Origin of the sequence: Vibrio sp. 10N.261.52.A1, from assembly GCF_002876325.1 — a bacterium.
GTDB classification, from domain to species: domain Bacteria; phylum Pseudomonadota; class Gammaproteobacteria; order Enterobacterales; family Vibrionaceae; genus Vibrio; species Vibrio chagasii.
Genome location: NZ_MCYD01000594.1, coordinates 1 through 9,092, shown reverse-complemented (window position 1 = coordinate 9,092; position 9,092 = coordinate 1). Strand labels below are relative to the sequence as shown.

Annotated in this window: 8 protein-coding genes; 4 read left to right on the top strand and 4 right to left on the bottom strand. The window is 43.1% G+C overall.

The annotated features are described in order from the left end of the window. Window positions 1–210: 210 nt before the first annotated feature. A complete protein-coding gene (locus tag BCT81_RS10285) occupies window positions 211–1,959 on the top strand; it encodes a formate--tetrahydrofolate ligase (protein WP_102424090.1) in 1,749 nt (582 codons plus the stop codon). A gap of 238 nt (window positions 1,960–2,197) precedes the next feature. Continuing rightward, the gene (locus BCT81_RS10280) at window positions 2,198–4,102 is read left to right on the top strand and encodes a diguanylate cyclase (RefSeq protein ID WP_102424089.1); all 1,905 of its coding nucleotides are present in this window, start codon (window positions 2,198–2,200) and stop codon (window positions 4,100–4,102) included. A gap of 42 nt (window positions 4,103–4,144) precedes the next feature. On the opposite strand, the gene BCT81_RS10275 is transcribed toward BCT81_RS10280, so the two are convergent. Beyond that, on the bottom strand, window positions 4,145–4,750 hold the full coding sequence (locus BCT81_RS10275) for a beta-phosphoglucomutase family hydrolase (RefSeq protein ID WP_102424088.1): 606 nt from the start codon (window positions 4,748–4,750) through the stop codon (window positions 4,145–4,147). Between the two features lie 87 nt (window positions 4,751–4,837). Here BCT81_RS10275 and arfB point away from each other — a divergent pair, with 87 nt between their 5' ends. Further along, window positions 4,838–5,248 carry an alternative ribosome rescue aminoacyl-tRNA hydrolase ArfB gene (arfB, locus tag BCT81_RS10270; RefSeq protein ID WP_102424086.1) on the top strand — a complete coding sequence of 137 codons (411 nt, stop codon included), beginning with the start codon at window positions 4,838–4,840 and terminating at the stop codon, window positions 5,246–5,248. A 76-nt stretch (window positions 5,249–5,324) separates the two neighbouring features. Here the strand turns inward: arfB and BCT81_RS10265 are convergent, their stop codons facing one another. Continuing rightward, complete coding sequence (locus BCT81_RS10265) at window positions 5,325–5,642, bottom strand: helix-turn-helix transcriptional regulator (RefSeq protein ID WP_102424084.1); 318 nt, start codon at window positions 5,640–5,642, stop codon at window positions 5,325–5,327. Window positions 5,643–5,843: 201 nt separating this feature from the next. Between BCT81_RS10265 and BCT81_RS10260 the strand changes: the two genes are divergently transcribed. Continuing rightward, a complete protein-coding gene (locus tag BCT81_RS10260; protein WP_102424082.1) occupies window positions 5,844–6,161 on the top strand; it encodes a hypothetical protein in 318 nt (105 codons plus the stop codon). Window positions 6,162–6,314: 153 nt separating this feature from the next. On the opposite strand, the gene BCT81_RS10255 is transcribed toward BCT81_RS10260, so the two are convergent. Together BCT81_RS10255 and gcvT are read right to left on the bottom strand one after the other, a co-directional pair. After that, window positions 6,315–7,373 (bottom strand): trypsin-like serine protease, encoded by a 1,059-nt coding sequence (locus BCT81_RS10255; RefSeq protein ID WP_102424080.1) that lies wholly within the window; start codon window positions 7,371–7,373, stop codon window positions 6,315–6,317. A gap of 273 nt (window positions 7,374–7,646) precedes the next feature. Next, window positions 7,647–8,780, bottom strand: coding sequence for a glycine cleavage system aminomethyltransferase GcvT (gene gcvT, locus BCT81_RS10250; RefSeq protein WP_102331907.1), 1,134 nt, complete (start codon window positions 8,778–8,780; stop codon window positions 7,647–7,649). Between the last annotated feature and the right edge of the window lie 312 nt (window positions 8,781–9,092).

The window sequence follows — 9,092 nt, the reverse complement described above, 5'->3', positions numbered from 1 at the left end:
TTTTGTATTCAGCGTAAATGTGTGGACTTAATGCAAAATCAAATCGAATATTTTGCTCATTGAAGATTTGATCTCGCGCAATGACTCTTCAAATCTGTTATCTTCCAGCACATAATTCCTGTGGTTTGCCTTTACTTAGCAAATTTATACAGTACCATCGCCACGCAAACGTTTACGTACCACCTTTCGGTTCTGATATAAGGATCAAATATGCAGTCTGATATCGATATTTGTCGCTCTACTCCCCTTAAAAACATCAGTGAGGTTGCCAAGCACGCTGGCCTACAAAACAATGAACACCAGCCATTAGGGCAATATAAATCGAAGGTGTCTCTCAAATCACTTGAACGCTTATCAGAGAAACCTGACGGAAAACTGGTTGTTGTGACTGCGATTACGCCCACACCACTCGGTGAAGGTAAGACAGTAACGACCATCGGGTTAGCGCAAGGGCTTGCCAAGATTAACCAATCAGCAATGGCGTGTATTCGCCAGCCTTCAATGGGCCCAGTATTCGGTGTTAAAGGTGGTGCTGCTGGCGGTGGTTACTCTCAAGTTGCGCCTATGGACGAATTAAACCTTCACCTGACTGGCGACATTCACGCCGTAACAGCCGCTCATAACCTTGCCTCTGCAGCGATCGATGCACGTTTCTATCACGAACAACGTGAAGGCTTAGAAGCTTTTGAGGCGCGCTCTGGCTTGAAAGCCTTGGATATCGATTCCAGCAGAATTGTTTGGAGACGTGTACTCGATCATAATGATCGCGCATTACGTATGATCACGGTGGGTAAAAACGAATCTGATAAAACGATCAACGGTTATGAACGCGAAGACGGATTTGATATCTCAGCGGCCTCAGAGCTTATGGCTATTTTAGCACTGGCCGATGACCTTCAAGACTTACGTCAACGTATTGGTCGGGTTGTTCTTGCCTACAATAATCAAGGTCTACCTTTAACCGCAGACGACTTTGGTGTCGCTGGTGCAATGACAGTGACGATGAAAGACTCCATTGAGCCGACATTGATGCAAACGCTTGAAGGCGTTCCAACCCTAATCCACGCCGGTCCATTCGCAAACATCGCTCATGGCAACTCATCAATTATTGCCGATAAGATTGCGCTAAAACTGAGTGACTTTGTGGTGACTGAAGGCGGTTTTGGTTCTGATATGGGCTTCGAAAAAGCATGCAATATCAAAGCGAAAGCTTCCAATAAGAAGCCCGACTGTGCGGTAGTTGTTGCGACATTGCGTGGGTTAAAGGCGAACTCGGGTTTATATGACTTGAGACCTGGTAATCCACTAACAGATTCAATCTTCAGTGATGACCAAGATGCACTAATTGCTGGTTTCGAAAACCTAAAATGGCACATCAACAACGTTAAGCAATACGGCGTGCCTACTGTTGTTGCCATTAACCGATTCCCACAGGATTCAGAGCAAGAACTCGCTACGTTGAAACAGATGATCACAGAATTTGATAGCAAGGTAACAGTAGAAGTCAGTGAAGCGTTTGGCAAAGGCGGTGACGGTGTCACTCCACTCGCTCATGCCGTGGTCAAAGCATGCCAGAGTGATAGTGAATTTAAACCACTGTATCGATCAGAGCAAAGCTTAGAAGAGAAACTGATGGCGGTTGCGGAAATCGGTTATGGTGCGGCGAGCATTACCCTATCCCCTCAAGCGAAACAGCAACTGGCGGAGTTTAAACAGCACGGCTTTAACGAGTTATCTGTATGCTTAGCAAAAACACCACTTTCTATTTCAACAGAAGCACAAGTCAAAGGTGCACCAAGCCAATTTGACGTTCCTGTCAGGGAGCTAAAACTGTGTGCGGGTGCCGGATTTATTTACGCTCTATGTGGCAATGTAATGACGATGCCTGGATTACCAGATAAACCAGCATTCATGTCGTTAGACATTGATAGCAATGGAAATATTGTTGGCCTTAGTTAGACACCTTTATCCAGATAAATAACGGAAAATCGAGATTTAAACGCTTCTTTTTTTCGGAACGAAAGTCTATATCGAGCAACCGTTTTGTTGTTGATGGGTTGCTCGATAATCAAGCTTAATTGCACAAAGTTGCAGTAAAACCACGATAATATGCAAAACTTATCTTAAGTTCTGGGTCAAGATCACATTAAAAACCCTATAAAATATATAGTATTGCGCTGATTCTTTGAGGACAGTGATGAATACAAGTATAAAAAAACTAGTCGGCCAATTTCTGTGTACCGTATTTGCCCTAGGATTAGTCCCTGCCCTCTATATCAACTCTGAATTTGACAGAGTAGAAGCCCAGCACTCGTTAAACATCAAGCAGTCTAGCCAAAATCAAATCGAATACAGCTTTCACGAGCTCGCTGTCATTGTTGAACAAATCTCTAACTCCGTTCCCTCTATAGCAGATTCCAAAACGTTACTTCGAGCAATTAAAGAGCCGTCTGTCATTCACACGGAAGCTTTACAAGACCTGTGGGTAATGCTTGCACGTGGCCAAAAGTACTATTCTCAATTACGCTATCTTGATTTAACCGGTAATGAAGTGTTCCGCATTAATTACAAAGATGGCCATGCTTCAGTTGTTCCGGAACACGAACTCCAAGATAAATCATCACGTAGTTACTTCTCCGCACTTCAAGAACTTAAGATCGGCGAGGTCAGTACTAAAGGCATCGATCTTGAAGTCGAAAACGGTCAGATAGTTCGCCCGTTGATTCCGGCACTGCGCATTATGTCACCTGTCGCTGACAACAATCGCATTATTGGTTACTTCATTGCCAACTTAAACATGCTAGAGATTTATAAACGCCTTCATTACCAAATCGGCGACTCCTCTGCTGTCCCAATCATTCTCAATAAGACTGGTCATATCATTATGGGACCAGACCCTTCCGAGTCGTTCGGCCATGTAATTGAAGCGCGTTCAGAACAAACCTACGCCAAACAGTACCCAAAACTTTGGGCAGCGATACAAGACAACACCTCTTCTAGCTATTTTGATGGTAAAAACTGGTATTTTCACGCCGATATCAGCCCGAAGATAAAACAGTTTGAAGGCCCTATCTACATGGTTCTTCATATTGAAAATCAACAGTTTAATAGCCAATATCAACGCGAGAACCACGCCATTGTTGTACAGATCGTTACCTTAACGATTTTAATCTCAATGATCTCGGCAGGGTTTGTGCTTTGGAACAGAAACCATAAGAAAAACAGTATTGATAGCCAGTTAGCAAAAGCCGCGATGAACGGTATGTCTGCCTTAGTAATCACCGACCGTAATAACCGCATTATCAAGGTAAACCAAGAATTTACACGGGTAAGCGGCTACGAGCTCGAGGATGTAAAAGGTCGACAACCTTCTATGTTTGCGTCAGGTCGGTACAATCAAGAGTTCTACATCAAAATGTGGAGTGTGATTAAAAAACAAGGTGTATGGGAAGGCGAAGTAGTAAACCGTCGTAAAGACGGATCATTAATTACCGAAATTCTTCGTATCCAAACCATTAAAGATGTCAAAGGTGTAATCCAATTTTATGTCGCGTCATTTGTTGATATCAGTAAACACAAAGAGCTTGAGAACAAACTTAGAAACTTGAGTGAAAAAGATGCCTTAGCGGGATGCTGGAATCGACGTAAGTTTGATCTTGAGCTGCGTGACGAATGTTCTCGTATTAATCGCTACCCTACCCGCGAGCACTCTTGCTTAGCTATTTTGGATATCGATCACTTCAAACGCATAAACGATAGGTTTGGTCATGACTATGGTGATCGAGTGATTCAGACCGTTGCTCAAGTATTGCAACGTGAGTGTCGTGAAACTGACTTCGTTGCTCGTATCGGCGGTGAAGAGTTTGGTGTTATTCTGCCTCACACCACGACAGAAGAAGCTGACTACGTGCTTAATAGACTGCGAATTGCAGTTAGCCTTGAGCTAGACAGTGTTGTTACCGTTAGTGCTGGTATCACGAACCTAACTGGCGACCCAGCCCTAAACTACAAATGTGCCGACCTAGCGCTATATGAAGCGAAAGCCGCGGGCCGTGATAGCGTATGTTTGTTCCTAGACACAGAGATGAGTGAAATCGCCTAGCTCCAAAGAGTCAGCTAGGCAACCTTCTTGGTTCAATAGCTATCAGTTTGGCGCAGGGTGAAACTCTAACTTATTCCCTTCAACCACGAGAATGCAATCCATCTGAGCAGCGTGCGCAGCTTGTTTACCAAGGTGCGTATCTTCAAATACCACACATTGCTTTGGCTCTAATCCCATACCAAGGCAAGCATCCAAAAACGTATCCGGGTTCGGCTTATGATTTTTGACGTCTGTAGCGGTAACAAGAATATCGAGTTTGCTAAGAATGTTCGTCTTTTCCAGAAGCTGCTCCGCACTCTTGCGCTGGCTTCCGGTACCAACTGCAATCTTTTTGCTACCTAGGTGTTCAAGCAACAAAGAGTGCGTACATGGGATGACATCTCCCTTTTCTTCAATCGCCGCAAATAAAGCCATTTTGAACGTTGACACAGCCTGCGGGTCGAGAGACAAACCGTATTTACTGTTTACTTCGCCTGCTATTTTGTAGCTCGGCATACCGCCCAAACTATGTAACCAAGATACTTCAAAATGAAAGCCGAACTCTTCAGCTGTCTGCTGCCATGCCTGGACATGAGCCGGCATTGTGTCGATCAACGTACCATCCATATCAAAGATTAATCCCTCATATGCCGTTAAATCTATTTTCATTGCTGCTACCACTCTTTAAGAAAGTTACTGATACCATAACCAATATTCAGTATCATGACGCTATATTACCGTTCAAAATGGAAGTTTATGTTACAAATATCTAACTCTGTATCCATTCAAGACTGGGAGATCCAGTTAACTGCGATCAGAGCTCAAGGTGCTGGAGGCCAAAACGTCAATAAAGTATCGAGTGCAATACACCTTCGCTTCGATATCAAGCACTCTACTCTACCCGATTTCTACAAAGAAAAGTTGTTAGCTTTCAAAGATAGCCGAATTACTAAAGACGGTGTGATCATCATTAAAGCTCAACAATATAGAACGCAGGAACAAAACCGAGAGGACGCGTTAATACGCCTGAAAGAACTGATTTTAGAAGCGACAAAAGTTCAGAAAGTAAGAAGAGCCACTAAGCCTACACGTAGCTCGCAGAGAAAGCGTCTAGAGCACAAAAAACAAAGAAGCAATACCAAACAACTTAGAGGAAGAGTGAGCTAGCTACTTCATTTCCCCTTGGTGCACCCATCACCAATGAAATAACAGCTCTACTCGGTTTACGCCCACTGTCCCCTCTCTATTTCGGTTTTTTGATCGATAAAATCAGCTTAATTAACAGCAGCCGCTCTTCACTAGTGAGTAAACGACTGACCGCAGCGACGTCTTCGGCCGTTGCATGAGAAGCACCAACAACATCTAACACCACATCCAGATCTGTCGCTTTCAATGTCCGAATTATCGAGCGATATTGTGACATCTTAATATCTGCTTCACCGCGCTCGATGCGCTGATAAGTTTTTAAGCTCATTCCTGCGCTAGCAGCCAGTTTCTCTTGTGACAAATTAGCTCGCTTCCTACGCTCGATGAGCGCCATGACTATCGGCTCTTGTGACATAAGCTCACTCCCACTAGACAGTTATGACCTATATTGAGCAAGAAGCAGACCATATTGACTCACTCATGTTTACATAAGCTATTAAAGGCATATTATTCGATCCTTAAAAAACCTTACGTATCATAAACATTTACACATACGTCTATAACATCTATTCAGGCTAGTAAACTTGGTCAGCCAAGTCTTAGGAAATAATAAAAATTGCATATTGCGAACAAGAAAGACGTCGAGTTGGAAATTGCGAATTATTACAAATTAGCGTTTCCTTGCATTAAGCAGGCTTTGAATTCAAACACTACCCGTGCTGATATTATTGCAGTTCAGCACAGGCTTCTTACTTACAAAGAGGTCTTACTCCACGGCGATATGCTAGAAGACAAAGAGCTTAAACGTGCTTTTTCCGCTTTAAATACTAACGAGAAAAGTGTCGCGCAAGACGGAATAAGAAGCATCAATGATGCTATTAAAGAAATGGATGAGATAATCGAAAGATACAGTAGGAAAACCAATTCGGTTTGAGTTATTACCCTATCGTTTATTCGTAACTTAGGTTAGTTAAGCATTGGTAAAACTTACTAGATCAAAGCCATCACAATAAGCCAAGAAACCTAGAAACAAAAAAGTCGACGCCATCATTCGATGAAACGTCGACTTATTCAAAACCATCACCTTCTAGCGTTTAACCGCTTTTCTCACTCCAGCGATCAACATTAGCATGCCTAATAAACCAAACGAAACGCTACCACCACTGCTAGAGCCCGATGAAGTACGCGCATTCACATAAGCAGTACGCTTATCATCTGTAGAGACAAACTTAGGTGTTTCATTGCCAGCAACTACACTATCAATCCAATCTTTGTAGTCATAGATCTCTGTAAATACCGAAGTCACAGTAGAGCTTCCCCCACACGTTTCTGGACCAAAGCTTGTAATACCAACTTGTCGGTAATCCGCGCCGTCTAACCAATAAACTGGACCGCCAGAGTCACCTTGGCACGTACCACCAAATAAACCAGAGGACCCACTGTAATCGCCTCTAAAACAAATCTGATTATCCGTTAAAGCAGAGCCATCGGAAAAAGCCGACGCGCACGTGGTATTATCTACATAGTTAAGCGGTGCTCTTTGTAAAATCGTCGTAGCATCAAAACCAGAACGAGTATCACCATGCCCTACGGCGACGAAGTCATTAGCCACACTACGGTAAGAGTCATTTGACGGTCGCTTAACCACGTCATTAACTGAATCGATATTAAGTGCACTTTCTAGCTTTAGAACGGCAACATCGTTACGCAACAAATCACTCAACGCATTTGAATAGTCGCTGCGATAGTAAACTTCGGTTACACGTGCTTTTTGAATATTACCATTAGGGAATTGAGACGTATCTTCAAGCTGAGGAACAACCGTAGTAAACAACTGCCCTTCTTCATTTCCATAAATACAGTGCGCAGCAGTCAGAATATGAGTCGGATTTAAAATGGTTGCGCCACAATAAGCACCTGTCGAGTACACACCATCGTAATCAATACGATCGATGAACAAGCTGGCCATTGAAGGGAAATCGCTAACTGATGCATCGCTGCCATTAACAATATAAGCTGTCACAGTCGCGTCAGGAGAAACTTCGACCGAGTTCTCTGTCGCCATAACACTTGATGTGTAAATCATTGGCGCTAAAAGCCCTAAAACGGCTTTACGAACTGGACTCATTGTATGATTCACATTCATAGATAACTCCTTGTAACCCCTACTACTTATTTACAAAATTGATGAATATACACCATAACACGTACTGACCATCATTATAGTAAGTATTTGTAACCATATTGCCACATCTCTCAATTTATAGACGAATTTAACGACCTGACTTCAATTGTTCTATTCTGCCTTGTATACGTTTCAAAAAAAAAAAAAAAAAAAAAAAACCTACCGTTAAACATCCCTAAAAAGAGAAGCTAACAATAGGCTTTCGTTATACTTTGTGTTTTCTCTTAAAAGAGATTAGCCACGGTAGTAACGTTGAGGTACGAAAGGCATTTTTTCTACTGTCATTGGTAACTTCTTACCACGAACTTCAGCAAATACTTCTGTACCGATAGCCGCTAGATCAGTACGCACGTATGCCATTGAAACAGGTTTACCCGCGTTAGGACCAGCAGTGCCACTCGTTACCACACCTACTTTGTTTCCTTCCGCATCGAACAGTTCAGCACCTTCACGTACAGGCGCTTTAGTTTGACCCACTAGACCAACACGCTTGCGTTGAACGTCTTTAGTTGCGATTTGTTCAAGGATGATATCAGCACCTGGGAAACCGCCAGCACGCTCACCGTCAGTACGACGCACTTTTTGAATACCCCACAGAAGGCTAGCTTCTACTGGAGTCGTTGTTGTATCTAAGTCGTGACCGTATAGGCATAGGCCACACTCAAGACGAAGTGAGTCACGAGCACCAAGGCCAATCCACTCTACTTCTGCTTCTGATGTTAGTTTACGAGCAAGTGCTTCAGCGTGATCGTTCGGTACTGAGATTTCGTAGCCATCTTCACCGGTATAACCACTGCGGCTCACGATGCACTCTACGCCGTCGATATCGACTTTTTGAACATCCATGAACAACATGTCTGCAACGCTTGGTTGGAAACGAGCAAGAACTTCAGACGCTTTCGGGCCTTGAAGTGCTAATAGAGCGCGGTCATCAATCACTTCCATTTCTACATCTGCAGGAAGGTGAGCCGTTAGGTGGTCGATATCTTGTGTTTTACACGCCGCGTTCACAACAACAAATAGGTGATCGCCAAGGTTAGCAACCATAAGATCATCCATGATGCCGCCCTGTTCATTAGTAAAGAACGCGTAGCGCTGCTTACCAGAAGGCAGGTCGATAATATCTACTGGAACCAGAGATTCTAAAACAGCGGCTGCATTTTCACCGTGTAGACGCAGTTGCCCCATGTGAGAAACATCAAAAAGACCAGCAGCGTCACGAGTGTGTAAGTGCTCTTTCTTTACACCTAGTGGATACTGAACTGGCATGTCGTAGCCAGCAAAAGGAACCATTTTTGCACCGACTTCAACGTGAAGCGCATGCAGAGGTGTTTTTAGTAGGTCTTGATTAGCGTGTTCTTGAGTCATTTTATTCTCCATGAAGCGTTGCAGGCTTTCCAAATCGAATCTGCCGCTTATATCTCTATTTAGAGTCGTTTCTAACGATATGGGTTAACGTTAGAAACAGTAGATAGTAAAAAGTGATGTCTTCTATATAGGCTTTTATTACTAGCGATATAAAAAGAGGCTTCTGTATAAAAGCTATACGACTCACTTTCTAAGAATTCACTTCAGTAAACTTCAATCAACATGAGTAAACCTTGTTCACTATAGTAAACAAGCCTGAGTCAGTTTTACACCCTTAACAAGATTAAAACAGCTCAAAATGTGACATTTAAC

Coding starts and splice junctions, on each gene's coding strand:
- BCT81_RS10285 (WP_102424090.1), top strand. CDS start 211: ATGCAGTCTGATATCGATATTTGTCGCTCTACTCCCCTTAAAAACATC.
- BCT81_RS10280 (WP_102424089.1), top strand. CDS start 2,198: ATGAATACAAGTATAAAAAAACTAGTCGGCCAATTTCTGTGTACCGTA.
- BCT81_RS10275 (WP_102424088.1), bottom strand. CDS start 4,750: ATGAAAATAGATTTAACGGCATATGAGGGATTAATCTTTGATATGGAT.
- arfB (WP_102424086.1), top strand. CDS start 4,838: ATGTTACAAATATCTAACTCTGTATCCATTCAAGACTGGGAGATCCAG.
- BCT81_RS10265 (WP_102424084.1), bottom strand. CDS start 5,642: ATGTCACAAGAGCCGATAGTCATGGCGCTCATCGAGCGTAGGAAGCGA.
- BCT81_RS10255 (WP_102424080.1), bottom strand. CDS start 7,373: ATGAATGTGAATCATACAATGAGTCCAGTTCGTAAAGCCGTTTTAGGG.
- gcvT (WP_102331907.1), bottom strand. CDS start 8,780: ATGACTCAAGAACACGCTAATCAAGACCTACTAAAAACACCTCTGCAT.